The sequence below is a fragment of the Exiguobacterium sp. s123 genome (assembly GCF_018617075.1).
In the GTDB taxonomy this organism is placed as follows: Bacteria; Bacillota; Bacilli; order Exiguobacteriales; family Exiguobacteriaceae; genus Exiguobacterium; species Exiguobacterium profundum.
In genome coordinates, this window is record NZ_JACSJL010000007.1 from 68,564 (window position 1) to 85,655 (window position 17,092).

The 17,092-nt window shown below is 49.5% G+C and carries 21 protein-coding genes; 10 read left to right on the forward strand and 11 right to left on the reverse strand.

Annotated elements, in window-relative coordinates; translation table 11 throughout:
* Positions 1–12: 12 nt before the first annotated feature.
* The 3 genes from secA to cspD all read right to left on the reverse strand — a co-directional run bounded on the left by secA (position 13) and on the right by cspD (position 3,743).
* Entirely contained in the window at positions 13–2,535 is a 2,523-nt protein-coding gene (gene secA, locus KNO72_RS12450; RefSeq protein WP_214758326.1) for a preprotein translocase subunit SecA, read from the reverse strand.
* Positions 2,536–2,674: 139 nt separating this feature from the next.
* A complete protein-coding gene (gene hpf, locus KNO72_RS12455) occupies positions 2,675–3,238 on the reverse strand; it encodes a ribosome hibernation-promoting factor, HPF/YfiA family (protein WP_012726945.1) in 564 nt (187 codons plus the stop codon).
* A 307-nt stretch (positions 3,239–3,545) separates the two neighbouring features.
* Entirely contained in the window at positions 3,546–3,743 is a 198-nt protein-coding gene (gene cspD, locus KNO72_RS12460; protein WP_012726946.1) for a cold-shock protein CspD, read from the reverse strand.
* A 271-nt stretch (positions 3,744–4,014) separates the two neighbouring features.
* Here cspD and KNO72_RS12465 point away from each other — a divergent pair, with 271 nt between their 5' ends.
* From KNO72_RS12465 to KNO72_RS12500, 8 genes are all read left to right on the forward strand, one after another.
* A complete protein-coding gene (locus KNO72_RS12465; protein ID WP_031422844.1) occupies positions 4,015–4,509 on the forward strand; it encodes a competence protein ComK in 495 nt (164 codons plus the stop codon).
* A 74-nt stretch (positions 4,510–4,583) separates the two neighbouring features.
* Positions 4,584–6,329, forward strand: a complete 1,746-nt coding sequence (locus tag KNO72_RS12470; RefSeq protein ID WP_214758328.1) for a hypothetical protein — start codon at positions 4,584–4,586, stop codon at positions 6,327–6,329.
* A gap of 9 nt (positions 6,330–6,338) precedes the next feature.
* Positions 6,339–6,629: an EscU/YscU/HrcU family type III secretion system export apparatus switch protein gene (locus tag KNO72_RS12475; protein ID WP_012726949.1), complete on the forward strand. Its 291-nt coding sequence runs from the start codon at positions 6,339–6,341 to the stop codon at positions 6,627–6,629.
* A complete protein-coding gene (locus KNO72_RS12480; protein WP_214758330.1) occupies positions 6,626–7,006 on the forward strand; it encodes a flagellar protein FliS in 381 nt (126 codons plus the stop codon). The genes KNO72_RS12475 and KNO72_RS12480 overlap by 4 nt, the downstream gene beginning before the upstream one ends.
* Positions 6,990–7,892 (forward strand): flagellin N-terminal helical domain-containing protein, encoded by a 903-nt coding sequence (locus KNO72_RS12485; protein ID WP_214758332.1) that lies wholly within the window; start codon positions 6,990–6,992, stop codon positions 7,890–7,892. Before KNO72_RS12480 ends, KNO72_RS12485 begins: the two co-directional genes overlap by 17 nt.
* A gap of 24 nt (positions 7,893–7,916) precedes the next feature.
* On the forward strand, positions 7,917–8,360 hold the full coding sequence (locus KNO72_RS12490; RefSeq protein ID WP_214758334.1) for a YaaR family protein: 444 nt from the start codon (positions 7,917–7,919) through the stop codon (positions 8,358–8,360).
* 9 nt (positions 8,361–8,369) lie between these two features.
* Complete coding sequence (locus KNO72_RS12495; RefSeq protein WP_214758336.1) at positions 8,370–9,035, forward strand: DUF2225 domain-containing protein; 666 nt, start codon at positions 8,370–8,372, stop codon at positions 9,033–9,035.
* A gap of 263 nt (positions 9,036–9,298) precedes the next feature.
* Entirely contained in the window at positions 9,299–9,799 is a 501-nt protein-coding gene (locus tag KNO72_RS12500) for a DUF1572 family protein (RefSeq protein WP_214758338.1), read from the forward strand.
* Here the strand turns inward: KNO72_RS12500 and KNO72_RS12505 are convergent.
* The 3 genes from KNO72_RS12505 to KNO72_RS12515 form a co-directional block, all read right to left on the reverse strand.
* On the reverse strand, positions 9,787–10,209 hold the full coding sequence (locus KNO72_RS12505) for a DUF402 domain-containing protein (protein WP_214758340.1): 423 nt from the start codon (positions 10,207–10,209) through the stop codon (positions 9,787–9,789). The genes KNO72_RS12500 and KNO72_RS12505 overlap by 13 nt on opposite strands.
* 72 nt (positions 10,210–10,281) lie before the next feature.
* On the reverse strand, positions 10,282–11,688 hold the full coding sequence (iscB, locus tag KNO72_RS12510; protein ID WP_214735249.1) for an RNA-guided endonuclease IscB: 1,407 nt from the start codon (positions 11,686–11,688) through the stop codon (positions 10,282–10,284).
* A gap of 459 nt (positions 11,689–12,147) precedes the next feature.
* The gene (locus KNO72_RS12515) at positions 12,148–12,333 is read right to left on the reverse strand and encodes a hypothetical protein (protein ID WP_012726958.1); all 186 of its coding nucleotides are present in this window, start codon (positions 12,331–12,333) and stop codon (positions 12,148–12,150) included.
* 159 nt (positions 12,334–12,492) lie between these two features.
* Between KNO72_RS12515 and KNO72_RS12520 the strand changes: the two genes are divergently transcribed.
* Positions 12,493–12,699 (forward strand): DUF3021 family protein, encoded by a 207-nt coding sequence (locus KNO72_RS12520; protein ID WP_214735250.1) that lies wholly within the window; start codon positions 12,493–12,495, stop codon positions 12,697–12,699.
* 207 nt (positions 12,700–12,906) lie between these two features.
* On the opposite strand, the gene fliT is transcribed toward KNO72_RS12520, so the two are convergent.
* The 5 genes from fliT to KNO72_RS12545 form a co-directional block, all read right to left on the reverse strand.
* The gene (gene fliT / locus KNO72_RS12525) at positions 12,907–13,257 is read right to left on the reverse strand and encodes a flagellar protein FliT (protein WP_251028347.1); all 351 of its coding nucleotides are present in this window, start codon (positions 13,255–13,257) and stop codon (positions 12,907–12,909) included.
* Positions 13,257–13,631, reverse strand: coding sequence for a flagellar export chaperone FliS (fliS, locus tag KNO72_RS12530; RefSeq protein WP_214758342.1), 375 nt, complete (start codon positions 13,629–13,631; stop codon positions 13,257–13,259). The genes fliT and fliS overlap by 1 nt, the downstream gene beginning before the upstream one ends.
* A 14-nt stretch (positions 13,632–13,645) precedes the next feature.
* The gene (gene fliD, locus KNO72_RS12535; RefSeq protein WP_214758345.1) at positions 13,646–15,313 is read right to left on the reverse strand and encodes a flagellar filament capping protein FliD; all 1,668 of its coding nucleotides are present in this window, start codon (positions 15,311–15,313) and stop codon (positions 13,646–13,648) included.
* A 12-nt stretch (positions 15,314–15,325) separates the two neighbouring features.
* Positions 15,326–15,682: a flagellar protein FlaG gene (locus KNO72_RS12540; RefSeq protein WP_114165849.1), complete on the reverse strand. Its 357-nt coding sequence runs from the start codon at positions 15,680–15,682 to the stop codon at positions 15,326–15,328.
* An 81-nt stretch (positions 15,683–15,763) separates the two neighbouring features.
* Complete coding sequence (locus KNO72_RS12545; RefSeq protein WP_214758347.1) at positions 15,764–15,961, reverse strand: hypothetical protein; 198 nt, start codon at positions 15,959–15,961, stop codon at positions 15,764–15,766.
* 141 nt (positions 15,962–16,102) lie between these two features.
* Between KNO72_RS12545 and KNO72_RS12550 the strand changes: the two genes are divergently transcribed.
* A complete protein-coding gene (locus tag KNO72_RS12550; protein ID WP_214758348.1) occupies positions 16,103–16,939 on the forward strand; it encodes an endonuclease in 837 nt (278 codons plus the stop codon).
* Positions 16,940–17,092 lie beyond the last annotated feature (153 nt).

Sequence of the window (17,092 nt, forward strand, 5' to 3'; positions counted from 1 at the left end):
CCTCTTCAATAATTAAGCCTGTTGTCTACCGTGACAGTTCTTGAACTTCTTGCCAGAACCGCACCAGCACGGGTCGTTCCGGCCGATGCTGTCTTCTTTCGAACGACGGACCGGCTTTTTCTTGACCTGCGCATCGCTCTTGCCTGAGACGGCGACTTCCTCTTCGACGACTTTCTCGCGGCGGAGGTTGTCCCCGACTTCGGCACGAAGGACGAAGCCTGTCACTTCTTCTGCGATTGCCGCATTCATCGCGTCGAACATGTTGATCCCTTCCGCTTGGTACTCACGAAGCGGATCGTTCTGTCCGTAGGCGCGGAGATGAATCCCTTGGCGCAACTGGTCCATATGGTCGATATGGGACATCCAGTGCGAGTCGACGGCACGGAGCACGATGATCTTCTCAAACTCGTTGAAGCGTTCCGGTGGTGCGAGTTCACGTTTCGCCTCGTACTGCTCGTTCACGCGCTCCATGAGGAGTTCGATGATTTCTTCACGCTCTTTGCCGTAGAAGTCTTTGCCTTCGACCGTCTTCTCGAGCGCGAGCGTCTGGTTGGCCCAGTGCGCGAGCTCGTCGATGTTCCATTCTTCCGGTACGAGTTCGATCGGCGTGTATTGACCGACACCGAGTTCGACCGTCTGTGCCATCATCGAACGGACGATATCCGTGACCGACTCGTTCTCGAGGATGCTCGAGCGGTCCTTGTACATGACCTTCCGTTGGTCCGCCATGACGTTGTCATAACCGAGAAGCTGCTTCCGCGCATCGTAGTTGTTTCCTTCGACACGTTTTTGCGCTGACTCGACCGCTTTCGAGACCATGCGGCTCTCAATCGGTTGCGTGTCATCCATCCCGAGACGCTCCATCATGCTTTGGAGGCTATCCGTTCCGAAGCGACGCATGAGCTCGTCTTCGAGTGACAAGTAGAACTGGGATTTACCCGGGTCCCCTTGACGGCCCGCACGACCACGTAGCTGGTTATCGATTCGGCGTGATTCGTGACGCTCTGTCCCGATGATGTAAAGACCACCGAGGTCGATGACACCTTCTCCGAGCTTGATGTCGGTACCACGACCGGCCATGTTCGTCGCAATCGTGACGGAACCTTTTTGACCGGCGTTCTCGATGATTTCCGCCTCACGCGCGTGGTTCTTCGCGTTTAAGACATCGTGACGAATCTTCTTCTTCGTCAAAAGCTTGCTCAAGTATTCAGATGTCTCGACGGCGACCGTACCGACGAGGATCGGTTGTCCCGTCGCGTGAACTGCCGAAATCTCTTCCACGACGGCTTTGAACTTGCCTTCCATCGATTTGAAGATGAGGTCTGCCTTGTCGTCCCTGAGAATCGGTTTGTTCGTCGGAATCGTCACGACTTGCATGTTGTAGATGTTACGGAACTCTTCTTCCTCTGTCTTCGCTGTACCGGTCATCCCGGCAAGTTTCTCGTACATCCGGAAGTAGTTCTGATACGTGATTGTGGCGAGCGTCATCGATTCGCGTTGAATCTCGACGCCTTCTTTCGCCTCGATTGCCTGGTGAAGACCTTCCGAGTAGCGGCGTCCGTCCATGACACGACCCGTGAATTGGTCGATGATCATGACTTGCCCCTCACGTACCATATAGTCGATATCGTGATGCATGACCGCGTTTGCACGAAGGGCGAGCCCGACGTGATGGTTGACGGCGACGTGCTCGATTGCGAACAGGTTGTCGATGCCGAAGAACTTCTCGGCGAGGTCGACCCCTTGGTCCGTCAAGAGGACCGATTTCGTCTTCACGTCGACCGTATAATCGTCTCCTTCTTTCAACGTACGGACGAACGCATCCGCGCGCGTGTAGAGTTCAGTCGACTTTTGAGCCGATCCTGAGATGATGAGCGGAGTACGCGCCTCATCGACGAGGATCGAGTCGACTTCATCGACGATCGTGTAGTAGAGCTCGCGTTGAACACGGTCTTCCTTATAAAGGACCATGTTGTCACGGAGGTAGTCGAACCCGAGCTCGTTGTTCGTCGAGTACGTGATATCACAGTTGTAGGCCGCCTGTTTCTCGACACGGTCCATGTTCGACACGTTGAGGCCGACCGAGAGACCGAGTGCGAAGTAGAGCGGCTCCATGAGTTCTTTATCTCGTTTCGCCAAATATTCGTTGACCGTTACGACGTGTACGCCACGGCCAGTGAGCGCGTTCAAGTAGACAGGAAGTGTCGCGACGAGCGTCTTCCCTTCACCGGTTTTCATTTCGGCGATGTCGCCGTTATGGAGCACATAGCCCCCGATGAGCTGGACACGGTAATGACGCATCCCGAGCACACGCTCCGATGCCTCACGACAGACCGCGAACGCCTCCGGCAAGAGGTCGTCAAGTGTCTCGCCTTTCGCCAGACGTTCCCGGAACTCTTCCGTCTTCGCCTGAAGCTGTTCGTCGGACAATGCTTTGATTGGTTCGGCGAACGACTCGATCAAGTCGGCCGCTTTCTCTGCTTTTTTCAACATTCGTTTCTGTGGAGCAAATAACTCTTTCAAAAAGTTCGCCATACTCATATCTCCTCTGCACTCACTAAAAAATGCATGTTTTTTCCCTAATGTACAGTTTAACCGAAGTGGTGCCACCTTTCAAGGAAAGGCAAAAGGAAACGACCCCCCGAAGCCGGGAGGTCGTGTAGTGTCATGTATATTATTCAGGTTCGATCAAGCCGTACTTCCCATCTTTACGACGGTAGACGACGTTCGTGTTGCCCGTTTCTGCGTCAGAGAAGACGAAGAAGCTGTGACCGAGCATATCCATTTGAAGAATCGCCTCTTCCGTGTCCATCGGTTTCAACGTGAAGCGTTTCGTCCGCACGAGTTCGAGTTCTGCCTCGTCCTCATCGTAGACGGCCGGTGTATCATCAGGTCCTTCTAAAGACTTGAAGTACTCGCCGACGCCACCTTCTTTCCCGCGTCCTTTACGGTTGAGTTTCGTTTTGTGTTTACGGATTTGACGTTCCAATTTATCGACGACGAGGTCGATTGCCGCATACATGTCGAGGTTGATGTCCTCAGCACGGAGCAACAAGTTCGGCATCGGGATCGTCACTTCCACTTTTTGTTTCTCGTTATACACTTTCAAGTTGACGTAAGCCGTCTGTGCATCCGTAGGAGTTGTGAAATACCGAGTCAACTTCTCCAGCTTTTTCTCGACATAGTCTTTGATTGCTGGTGTGACCTCAATGTTTTCGCCGCGAATGTTATAAATCATCTGAACTCCTCCTTAGAAATAACCGCTTGAACCAATGATTCGTCGAACGAGACGGAATCTCCTGCTTCATTTCTTAAAAAAGAAAGGGGAACCAGGTGGCTCACTCATATTATACCCCGAAAACGCTACGATTGAAAACGTTATCATCAGAAAATAATGACAATTTTGTTCCGAATTCAACATTTCCTAGAACGAGCGAAAGGTATAGAAAGAAAATACCCATTCCACTCATTTTTAAACGCCTTTTTTTATTATGTAGACAAAATAAAAAGCCGACTCCCAAGGGAGCCGGCTTCGCGGTTTGAAATTATAATTTTACAACGTTAGCCGCTTGTGGGCCACGCTCGCCATCAACGATTTCAAACTCTACATCTTGACCTTCGTCAAGTGATTTGTAGCCTTCAGATTGGATTGCTGAGAAGTGTACGAACACGTCTTTGCCGCCTTCAACTTCGATGAATCCAAAACCTTTTTCTGAGTTAAACCATTTTACTTTACCTACCATGTGTAAATCCATTCCTTTCACCATTGGAGAATACAGAGGATTGTCCTCTACGGCTAATCTTACCACCTTCTTGTAAACGTGACAAATACTTTCTCAAATATTTGTAAACGTTTCGTCATTTGGCTTTCATTGGAATTATATTTCCCTACTTTTCATATTGTCTTGTTGAATTTACATTTTTTGTGATATATCATTGAAGGGATGATTTAGGTTTGTGCCGTTTGTCTTTAGCCGATCCTGAAAATCTAATACGAGGAGGATGGTGCAGCGTATGCGCTCCTACTATTCTGAGGAAAAATATCGCATCACAAAGCGAACCGTGGCGATTCTCCCTTGCTTTGACATCATGAAGCAGTCACGGATCATTCTCGAGGATGGCACCGAGATTTCAACCCCGCTCCGGCCGTACCAGTTGTTGCAACTTTCTTGCCGCCAGTACAACAGCTCGATCGAGGAAAGAATCTTCATCGCCAAACGCGTCGCCGGCGTAAAAGGGAAAGTCCCTGTCGTGATTGAACCGACAACTGGACTCGTCTTCTTCCCGACGAAGTCTCCAAAACGAGACGATTGTGAATGGTATGCCTGGTCCCATATTCGAGACATACTGAACATTGAGGGTGAGCCGAACGGGCTTGTCCTCACGACTGATGGACATCAAATCCAAACGAACGCAACACCGTACGTCCTCCGGAACCAGCTCAAAGCGACAGGTGAACTTGTCGCCCGGTTCCAACAATTGAACGCGAGCCCCGTGCTCGAGTCCTGACACGCCTTCCGTCGAAAAGACGGAAGGTTTTTTTCTATTGTATCGCTTCATTTTTTTAAAAAGAGGTCGATATTATGGTCGAGGTGACAAACATGCAAATTCAAGCCCAAGCGACCGCCGTCAGTTCGGTCTTACCAGGCATCCAGACGAACCGGACGTACAAGGCCGAACTCGTCAAACAAACAGGACCCGACTCCGCAATTGTCAAGATCAACGGTGAAGAAGTCGAGGTCACATTTAAAGATGGGCTTCCGAAAACGAACCCGTTCCAAGTGACGCTCGCCGAACAGGACGGCGTCTTGATGGCGACCGTCGTTCCTCCAAAGGAAGAGACACTTGAATCCGCACCACCTGCGTCCGCGTCGTCAAAGCTTGATGCGAAGATTCAGACGCTCCTCGCTTCCCTTCCACCTGAAGTACGAAGCGCGGTCAGCCGTCTGCTACAATCCGGACGCTTGCCGATGAACGAAGACACGGTACGCCTTCTCGAGACGGCGTTCAAAGGGGACATGCGGGACGTCATCCTACATTTGAAGACGCTCGACACTCCGACCGTTCCTCGTGAGATGGCTCGGGAAATCGCCGTCCTCTCTTTGAACGAAGCGAAACAACAGATCACACCGCCGGCGCCGAACGCTCCTTACCCACAAAAAGAGCGGTATGTCGAACTCGTCAATCTGTCACGTCCCGTGAGTGAACGCTTCACGCCGACACCGGAAACGATTGACCGGGTCATCCGTGACCTCACGCCGACGACACCGATATCATCGCGTCCGATTGAATCTGAATCGCGCCAAGCGATGCCGCTTCCTCCAATCAACGGGAAGCAAGTGATGGTGAAGGAAGTGACGTCACATCTAGCGACCGTCACGAACACGTTCCGAAACGAGCAGGCGACCGTGACGAAACAACTCGGACAAGTTGCTACGTTGATCGAGACGAACCCGCATGCGGCACGCCCTGCCCTCGAGACCGTCTCGACCCGTCTGACACAACTCGTCCAAAAGACGGACGCCTTGCTTCATACCGACGTGACGCAAGAGAAGCAATTGGTCGCCATGACGGCCAAACTCGACGTCGCGTTGTCGTTGCTTGCGACGAAACCACAAGAGAGTGCGACACTCGTCAAAGAGGTCCGGGCGGCACTGAATGATTTCCGTTATGCGCCGAACCAGACACGCATCGAATATATCCCGCACGGAGCGACACGCGCCGGTGAGATGCCGACCGTCGCGCCACTCAAGCTCGATTCGACATTATCCGGACGACACGTCCAGGAAGTAGCGCAACGTGTGCAGACACAGGCACAGCTCGCCCAAGCGACGTCCAATACGCCGACATCAGCTTTATCGGTACGTGGAGATACGACGAACCCCGAGGCGCAACGCCTCGCCTCGTTCTTCCAAGTCCAACAGACGCTCAACCGCCTTGATGGCGGTCAGCTCCATCAACTCTTGTTCGCCCTACCGGCAAAAGTGCAGGAGATTGACACGGGGATCCACGTCCATATCCAAAACCGGGAGGCTGGTGACGTCGTCGACTGGGAGAACAGTGTCCTCTACATTCGTTTGGAGACACCACGTCTTGGAGAAATTGGAGTCAAGCTCGAGGCGAAAGACCGAAACCTTCGACTCACACTCGAACATGACGATGCGACGGTCGAACGTCTTGCCCGTCCCCTTCTCGGAAAAATCGAACAGACGCTCGAGACGATTGGATATAAGAGTGTGACGACTCAGTTCAAACCGCTCACGAAGGCGGAGCGCGTCATCGAAGAGCCAACGATCGCACCGACGACCGGTTATGACTTTAGAATTTAGGAGGTCCCGATGTACCAACGCATGGATTTGACGAAACGAAAGACGGCCGCGGTCGTCCGCTATGACGAAACGACGGACAAAGCGCCCGTCGTCGTCGCCCGCGGGACCGGAGCCGTCGCTGAAAAGATTTTACAGGAAGCACGTGCCCGAGGAGTGGCGGTCGAGAACGACCATTCCTTGCTTGGCCACTTGCTTGACCTTGACTTAGGGGACGCCATCCCGCCCCAACTGTATGACGTGATGGCAGAAGTGTTGTTGTTGATAGAGGAACTTGATTCGATCAAAGGAGAACAAAGATGAATCCAACCCAATTATATGATATGAGGCCAGAAGAACTCACGCAAGCGATGCTTCATGCACTCGTTTATCACTATGAACGTGCCCAAGACTCGACGATCGCCGAACGGAACCGCCACCTCCGCCAAGCCCGGGAGCTGTTGGTCAAGCTCCACCAAGGACTCCATGACGGCGGCGGGATCATCGCGGCTCAACTGGATGAAATTTATCTATATATGGCAAACGCAAGCGTTGAAGCAATCATCGACCAGGATAAGGAAAAAATCGCCGAACTACATACGCTCGCAAGTGACCTCGATCAAACGTGGAGCGAAGCGATGACGCGTGCCAAGACTCAATCTGTCCCGACTGGAGGAAACCGCTATGAAAATTACCAATAACGTTCAAGCCTTAAAAGCCTACTCATCACTCTCCCTGAATCAGGCATCGATGAAGAAGACGATGGACCGTCTCTCGAGCGGGGTCCGCATCAATAAGGCGTCGGACGATGCAGCCGGTCTCGCCATCTCGGAGAAGATGCGGATGCGCCTCGACTCCCTCTCGATGGCAGAACGCAACACGCTCGACAGCATCTCGCTCACACAGACGCTAGAAGGCGGAATGAACGAAACCCATTCCCTTCTTCAGCGCATGCGCGAACTGTCCGTCCAAGCAGCGAACGGGACGCTCAGCGAGGACGACGCGAAAGCCGTCCAGGAAGAGATTAACGCGTTGACTGCCGAAGTGACGCGGATTGCGGAGACGACCGAATTCAACTCGAAGAAAATCATGAACGGGGAATACAAAGAAGGAAATAGCACGTTGTTCTTCCAAATCGGTGCCGGCAACAACGAAGCCGTCATCTTAAACGTACAAGATATGCGGGCGCACGCACTCGCTATCACGACGTTGACACCGGGTGGCGGGGAACTCCCTGCCGTCGATGATGACAACGATGTAGCCACGCCTGATCGAACATACTACGCGCTAAGCGTATTGACACCGGCGGACGCAGGAGACGCCATTTCGAAATTCGATGCGGCCATCAACAAAGTGTCACTCGAACGTTCGAAACTCGGGGCCATCCAAAACCGACTCGAGGCGAACGTCAGTGTCGTCGCCATCGGCTCAGAAAACTTGACGGCATCTGAATCACGAATCCGTGATGCCGACATGGCCCGTGAAATGATGGACTTCGCACGTCTAAACATTTTGAACCAGTCCGGCATGGCGATGATTGCCCAGTCGAACGCATTGCCGCAAGGCGTGTTACAATTATTGAACTAACCTAAAGAAAGGACGGTTGCCCATATGGACATTCGTCGCATCATGGAGACGCAATCGCTCCTCGGCTCAAGTAAGGCAAAGCGCGCCGAAGTCGAACCCGGCGTCTCCTTCCAAAACGTGATCGGTCAAAAGCGCGAAGACCGTGAGCATGAACGCTTCCAACGTCAAATCGCTGCGATTCATGAACAAGGAGAACTTCTAGCTGAAAGTCAGACCGTCGAAGCGCTCGCCGACTACAAACAAATGATTAAAGACTTTATGAAAGAGGCCGTAGATGCGGCACTCCGTCTCGAAGATAAACGCGGATTCAATCGCCGCGGGCGCGCGAAGATTTATAAGGTCGTCGAACAAGTCGACCAAAAACTCCTCGCGCTGACGGATCAGGTCATCTCAGGTGAGGCCTCCCGCCTCTCCCTCCTCGACCAAGTCGGTGAGATTCGCGGATTGCTCGTCAACGTCTATGTGTGAGGTGTCGAGATGGCAGAACATTTATTTTTGAAGAAAGTCAAATGTCCGTATTGTTTACAGGAAAGTAAGACGAACCGTGTCTTATCACGTCACATCCGTCCTCTCGAGGTCGAAAAGGACGGCTATACGACGTATGACGGACCGAACCCGTATTTGTATGAGCCGACCGTCTGTGACCATTGTCACCTCGTCTTCCACGACTCGTTCGACAAGGTGCGCAAACATAACCGAGAATCGCTTGAGACGCATTACTTCAATCAAGTGAATCCGGAGGTGCTAAAAGGGGACCGCTCATATGAGCACGTCATCCTCCTCTATAAGTTCGCCGTCATGACGGCCCAGTTGAGCGGACAAAAACCTTCCGTCGTCGCCATGCTCGGGATGCGGATCGTATGGATGTACCGATTGATCGGGGATACGGCGTCTGAAAAGGAATGGATGCAGCGGACGCTCGATAAATACAATGAGGTGCAAGAAGCGTATACAGACCCGATTCGTACCGGATTACCATACGACCAGCTCATGTTGCGGATTGCCGATTTGTCGGCCGCGCTCGACTACTATGAGGACGCACGTCGCTGGTACGGGATTCTCTTAAGTAGCAAGGAAGTATCGGAACGAATCCGGAACCAGGCCCGCGATCATTGGGAAGAGTTTCGGTTGAAGCATGGGTAATCAGAAGTGTGGGACCTCGTGTCTCACACTTTTTGAATACAAAAAATCGCACTCATCCACTCACATTCAAACGCAATCGGCACAATTGATGAATAAGAGATCCACGCAACATTGACTACCCAGTACCCTCATGTCGACTATGCGGTGACGTCTTGCAGGATGTATCACATGGAATCTCAATTGCTATAACATTAATTTAATTTTTAGTGGGATAGATATGGGGTATATTCAAACCAGATACATACGAAAAGGATGATCTTTTTATGTTTGAAACGCAATATCTCGATACCGTACGTGCTACGTTTAAAAGCCAGAAACAACTCGCTGAGCGTGCGCTCGTCCAAGTGAGTGAAGAGGACCTGCACAAGACACTTGCGCCGGACACACTCTCGCTCGCCCTGATCATCCAGCACATGGCGAATAACATGAAGTCGCGTTGGACCGATTTTTTGACGACAGACGGCGAGAAGCCGGACCGTGACCGGGACGCCGAGTTCGAGGACCAGCAGCTATCCCGTGCGGAGCTCATGAAGGTTTGGGACGAGCGTTGGCAACTGTTGGATAATGTCTTAGCTGATTTGACACCAGATGACTTAGGGAAGAACGTGATGATTCGAGGGGAAGCCCATTCCGTGATTGACGCGATCGAACGCCAAGTGTCGCATTATGGGTACCATGTTGGGCAGATTGTCTATCTGTCGAAGCTATTCGCCGGGAGCGACTGGGACGTGTTGTCGATCCCGCTACCACATCAACGGAAGTGAGGCGTCTCCTGTTGAGCGAATTCAATAAGACGTCGCTCGAACTGGAATTGTCGATGTTGCATCCGGTGTCTCACCTCGTCAACGGTCTGCCAGACGTAGGAGATTAACGCATCCGGATAACCGAATCGCACCTGATTGATCTCGAACTCTTCTTCGTCGACGAGTCGCCATTCATTCAGTTGCTCCGCGACAAAGTCTAAATCCAAATCAACAAAATGAATCGCTTCGTCGGTCATGATCGGCGGAAGGCCGATATTCGAGTACCAGCGCATCGTCCCGTCGTGCTCCAAATCGAGTTGGAGCGTGAAGCCAACATGTCGCATGAAGCAATCGAGGGAATGGGAATCATATGTATAACAGGCACCTCGCGTATGATGCTGAAGCGTTCGCCCCGGTCCTGCATACAACAACACATAATCATCCGTTTCTTCAATGACGTGACTCGCCCATTCATCATCCAGGGGCGGTGGATACCCGTGACTTTAGTCATGGGAGGAAACCGCCCGGTCTTTTTGTTTGTAATCCCACCCATCGCTTCGGTGAATTAATCGACAATACTTCCAAGAGATGCCCTGTACGACCTCTCCGGTCGCATGGTCTCTAACGTTGAAGAATCCGTTATGACGGATGGACACACGCCCGGAATAAACACCTTTCATCTTGCCTTCCGGAACACTTGCTTGAACAAGATCACCGGTTTGGAAACCATGGCATAATTTCTTGCGTTCTCGATGACCTTTTCGGTTGCCGCTCTTCTTGTACTTTTCGGCATCAGTGTGACACTTAGGGAACCCGTATTTGTCGACTCTCGCCATTTGGCGATTCCCTCGGCCCATGGCATGAAATTCGATAACAATGCTTGTTTTAATACTTCGAACCTTCGGCTCTCCGACGCATAGCGCATCATAATAGTGTTCTTTGGGGAATCCTGCCTGAATGCGCTGCATTTTGGTTTTTGCGCCCGATTGAACAGTTAGTGGAAGCGTTGTTTTTCCCAACGCTCGGTAAAGCGCCCAACGGGTGCTGTTGACCGCACTCGCATCCTTCAACGGTTGTTTGCGTTTCTTTTCTATCATTGGTATCTGCTTCGCAATCGTTTGGTAGCGTTTGGTTTTCTTAGCTTTTATATGTTCGCTCCATTCGGAGAGCAATAGCTTTCCTTTCTCTTCGTTGCAGGTGCGACAGGCGAGAGTGAGATTGGATACACGGTTACTACCGCCTCGTGCTTTCGGGTGAGTATGTTCTACTTCTAGAGGTACGTCTGTTTCTAAGCAATACGCACACCGGCGCCCCCACTTTTCAAGAAGATACTCTCGTACCTCGTAGCCATGCAACTCTCCTTGTTGATACTCAACACCGGAGATTTCCGCGTTTTCCATCTGCTGCATGTCGAACTTCACCAGTTCCATCGCAAACGAGGACACAGGGGTGTATCGGCATAATTTCGTGACTAGGTTTTGGATTTGTTGCACTCTCGCTTTCAACGATGGTGCAAGCCACCCTTTCGGACGAGAAGAAACGAACGCATTCTTCTGACCTTTCTTGTTCGGATACTTGCAACGGCGGTACCGCGTCTTGCGACTCCGGCGCCCTCGTCGTAAATCTCTGCGAGATTTCAATTCTTCGGATATCCCTTTCTTATGGTGGAGTTCGCCGAGTATTACAGCGTTACCATTTTTCACGACAGCAACTCCGGTCACCTTACTCCCCGGGTCGATTTTGACCTCGTAAGAGGCGTTGCCTTCGTTTTCTTTCTGCTCTTTCAATCGAATCACAAATGGATAACGTTTGTGGATGACGGCTTTCCCTTGATTCAAGAGCTTCCGTGCCTTCCCTGCATGGCACATGTCGAGCGGCTCTTTGTTTTTGTTTAAGACATGGACATACATATCGTTCGTCTCCTTTTTACACCCAAAGGGTGAACGTGTGATGTTACCTCGCTCTATGAGCGGTGACGCGATTCGTAAGAATCGTCTCTCCTCGCCAATGTTCGAAGGGGTTGTAACAGCTCCGCAACCTGTATCGGTTTCCCACACCGCATCCTTTGTGTACGAAGCAAGGAATTCTTGTACTGGAGAAGCATACAAACTCCTGTCGTCTCTTTGAGAGACATCACCCGACAAACGTAGTCTTTCGAAAAGACTCTGGCTGGACAATAAAGACTAAAGTCACTGGCTTTTACAAGCCCGCGACTTTAGTCGTGGGTTATTGACCTTCATCTCTCCCTTTCCAAAATCAAAGTGATGTGGTTAAGACGAATATAACGAATTGCCAGACGGTACCGTATTAAGAAAAAGTTCCAGGTAAAATAATAGTCAAGGTCCATAATCGGACCTTGACATGTATACTTATCCTCTTGATTTCAGCTCTTCTTCCTCGTATGGATCAGGACGATCCTCAAACGGCGTATCGTCCTCGACATACGCTTCGAGTTTCGGGTCCCGTTCGACGTATTCATCGTACGCTCCCTCTGGACCATAGACGAAATAACGGCGCTTCCGTGACGATATCGGTTTGGACTCTTTCTCACGCATCTCGTTTCCCTCCTCTTTCCAGAAAAGAAGCAACAGCTACATTGATGTTTACCCGATTATAGCGGAAAACAGACGTCATTTCATCCCTATTCCTCAGATGAAACTTTTCCCTTGCATATGCGTATACATATATAACGATTTCATGAAAGGAAGATTCATATGCAACTATTGAAAAAAGGAATACTATGGAGTCTCATTTGGTCGCTGCCATTCTCGATACTTGCTCTCTATCAAGGTTGGTCAGGGAATGCAGAGGCTGTGCATGGAATGTTTATCTACGCAGGAGTCGCCTTCTTCCTCGGGCTCACAAGCGTTATTTATGAAGTCCAACAGTGGTCGTTCAAGAAACAAATCTTCATTCATTGAAGCGTTATGCACGTGACAATCCTACCACTTCTCTGGTTCGGTCGGTCTACGCCAATCACATCGCTTCAAGATGCTGCACGACTCTACTTAAATTTCACGGTTAGTGGTCTGATTTTATTTTACCGCTTCTTATTTCATCATCCGGATACGTCGACAAGTCAAAACCTCTTAACACAAAAGCTCGAAGGCACATGCCTTCGAGCTTTGTTATGTTTGTTGGTCGAATAGACCGGAAAAGTTAGAATCGACGTCTTCATATGGATCGACGTACGACTTGACCGTCTTCCGTTCCATCCGGGCCGTCCCGAGCGTCATCCCGAGGCGCTGGTGTTCGGCTTCAATGAGACGGGCGATCTTTTGACTGTCGTCGACGAGCTGCCGAAGGACCGCCTGATCGGCTTTCTCCAGATCAGGACCGTGCGCCGCGAGTAACTGTTCGCGGTCGTCCAAGAGCTCATGGATTTGTTCCATCCACGTGTCATACGTCGGCTCTTCCGGAACTTTCGCCAGCAACTCTTTTAAGCGCTGCGTCTTTAAGATGATTTCATCAATCGGCATCATGACTGCTTCGCGAGTTTCATCGCTTCCTTCCACGTGTCGCGGAGTTCCGTCGTGAAATCGAGTACCTCGTCGAGGATAGTCGTGTCGTTCTTGACGTTCGCATCGACGAGACGGCGCCACATGTACTCATAGAGCGAGTCCAAGTTCGCCGAGATAGCGATATCTTTATTGAGTGTGAGACGAAGCTCTTGGAAGATGGCTTGTGTCTTTTGGATATTGATGTTCTTCAAATCAGGGTTGCCCTGGTCGATCGCAAGCTTGGCGAGGCGCATGAACTTGAGCGCCCCGTCATAAAGCATAAGCGTCAGTTCCTGTGGGTTCGCGGTCGTGACCGCATTGTTTTGATAAGCTGCGTATGGATTGGCTACCATTTAAATTCCTCCTCTTACATTCCGCCGCCTAAAAACTGTTGAAGTGAAGCGGCTTGCGAGTTCGCCTGGTTCATTGCCGTTTCCATCGCCGCGAAGCGACGGTAGTAGGCATTTTCTTTATCGATGAGTAAATCGTTGAGTCGTTTGATTCGTGTATCCATCTGCGTCATTTCACGACCCATTGAATACGACGGAGCACCAGCACCGTCCGCACCGGCGATACGTGTGATCGTCTCACGTGAGTCTTTCGCCGTATCACGAATTTGCGGAAGAAGTCCCGTCTCTTCATCCGTGAAGAGTTTATACACTTGCTCCGGGTCTTTCTCGATGGCGGTTTTTAACTTCTCTTCATTCAGCTCAATCTTTCCGCCGTTTGTGAAGTCAGATCCGGTCGAGAGTCCGATTTGGAACAAGCGAGACATGTCTAAATCGTTCGTAGTAGATGTCGCGCCTGACCATTTTGAGCGAAGAGTATCCATGGTACCGCGCAAAATGGAGTCACCACGGAGCATCCCGCTCATCGCCTTCTCTTCCCACTTCTTGATCTCGTCTTCAGACAGCTCATCGCGCTGTGCTTGCGTGAGCGGTGCGAACGAGCGGAATCGTTCTTCGCGCGTCTTCTTGTTCATGAGATCAATCGTCTCATTGTATTTATCGACGAATCCTTTGATGTTGTCAAAGATTTTTTGAGTGTCAGTTGCTGCGGAGAGGGTGACAGCCCCACTCGCAAATGTTGATTTTAAAGTTAACGTCATATTATCGATTGTCACAGTGTTCGAACTTTGTGTCATTGGAATGCCATTCAGCATAAACTGTGCATCTGTTCCGGCTTTTGAGGCATCTACAGAAGCAATTCCTAGAGCTACTTGTGTAGTGGCATCGAATTCAATCACCGCAGTTGATCCCGTTTGTTTTTGAGTCAAAGCAAGTTTCCCTGAAATCGGTTCGAAAAATGCAGAAATACCTGTATCTTTTCCGTTCAATGCCGCAATTAGATTGTCTACAGTGGCATCTTCTGATAACTGAATCTTCTGCATCGCACCATCTTTCACAGAGCGTAGTTCGAGTTCATATCCGGAAGTGAATGTTGCTTTTGTTCCTGCTGGGATATCTGAGCCGTCTGTCATCGTCACTTTACCTGTCGCATCGACGCTATAGCTTCCACCAGCTAACAGCGCATCGCTCGCATCACGTAATTGAACGCTACCAGATTTTGGCGGTGGTGAAAGTGTCCATTCTTTCGTAGCCGTGTCAAGTGTCGCCGAACGAGATGTCGGTGTAAATTTCATATCAGAGAGTTTAGTCGTTCGTGTCACAGCACCGTCCGCTTTCGTTAACGGTGTTGCCGTTACTGTCGCGGCAGTTGCTAAAGCAGAAACCGAATCAACCCGAATTGCTGTATTTCCACTCGATGGACCTGCCACAACTGAGACACGTGACTCATCCGATGAACTCGACGTCTTCGCATAGAAGTTTCGGCTGAACATCAAGTCGACCGCACTGTTCCGTAAAGTCATTAGGGAGCGGTTGATTTCGCGATACGCATCGCGTTTCCATTCCGTTGTTTGTTTCTTTTGTTCGAGTTTATCGACCGGTGCCCGCTCGGCCTGCATCAATTGCTTAATAATCGTATCTGTATCGATTCCACTGGCGAGTCCGCCAAATCGGATCGGTGTCGTCATGAGAATCCTCCTTTATACTCGTTCATCGAAGAGTTGGTTGAACTCCATGAACGCCGCAAAGAAATCGAGGGATTTCTTGCTTGGGATTTCGCGGATGACTTCGTTGTTCGTATCCACGATTTGAATATAGTAGTCGTTCAATTTTTCATGTTTCATAAATTTTAAGCCCGTACGTTGTTGTTCGAGCACTTGATTCGCCTTCTCGACGGCCGCCTCTAACTTAGTGACGTGTTGAGGCGTCGGAAGAATGACGATGCCTTCGTCGGCGAGCTTCGCTTGATTCGCTTCGACGAACACGTTTTTCGTTTGTTCATACGGCAAGACGGAAGAAGGTAGGTGAAGCCGGACTTCTGAAATGGTCGGGTTCATATACGTCTACTCCTCTTATAATTGTTCTCATGGACTTTATCGGTTGAAACACATGAAGTTTATAGTAGTTTAATCAATTGGTTATCGTTTCTGAGCTTCAATAAATTTCACTTGTGCTTGTAGGTCTTCAAATTGCTTTTGTAAGTAGTCTCTTCTTTTCTCATCACTCATGATTGCTTCATATGCAATCGATCGCATCGTTAGTAATAAGTCTTCTAATTCAGTTAATCGCTTTTGTTCGAAAGATATAGCTTCTAATTCTTCTAATAATTTTTCCAATCGACAACACCTTCTCTCGTTCTACTTATCGACATGTCAACAAAAAAATGAATGTAAGCTAATGAATTAATGAATCAGGTCATTCAAATAATTCGGGAATAACTTAAAAGAGGTGACTAATGGACAAAGGAGAGAAACGTCATGGACTGGGAAGGACTATCTGAAGAACAAGTCGCTATTTTGGTCGCTAGTATTTTGGGGGATGGGGAAATCACAAAGTGTTATGCGTATGATAGAAGAATAAACAACAGTTACCGGGAATATTTTAGTTTAGGTCAGTTGAGTTACCGAGAGTGGAAACAGCAAAAACTTCCAGACTTACTATACTTACGCGGGGATAACTTAGTGTCACGATCTATTCCACTCATGACAAAACTATTTCCTCTTTTTTATCCGAACAATAAAAAGCACATCCCATTCGAATTATTGAAAGACATTGATCACCCAGCATGTATACTGACACTGTACTTAGACGACGGTTCACTTCTTCTCAGTAAACGATTCAACCATAAAAAGAAAGAAATTCAATTCACACCACATATCGCTTTCTATTTACAAGCCTTTTCGAAAGAACAATTAGAGGAGCTCGCTACATGGATGAAAGATCATTACAGTGTCAACGTCCGTACATCAGGTACACCGAGCGGTACGGGTTATTACTTAAAGACAACAAAAGTGACGGATACATTTGATATTTTGAATTTACTTAAACCTTACCAAATTGAACTTCCAAACTTTATGTATAAGTTGTCTTGGGAAAGCCGTTTAGACGCTGAAGCGAAACATTATAAACAAACACACCCTGACTATACGATTCGTGTCTCAACCCCTGCAAGACCTTATCGTCATGACGAAGTCGCATCACTGATTGAATGGAAACAACAAGGTGTGACAGACAAAGAGATTGCCCAACGCTTAAATCGAACGTATTGGTCAGTCGTATATAAATGGCAAGACGTGAAAAACCGTGAAGCATAAGCTCCACGGTTTTTAGTATAACGTTTAAATAGTCAATTGCTATATTAACGGAGCAATTGAAGCACAGCCTGAGGCTGCTGATTTGCTTGCAGATGCCCATATTTTTCAATATGGTCCAGACTATATCTTCACCCTTTTATAATATTAATATAG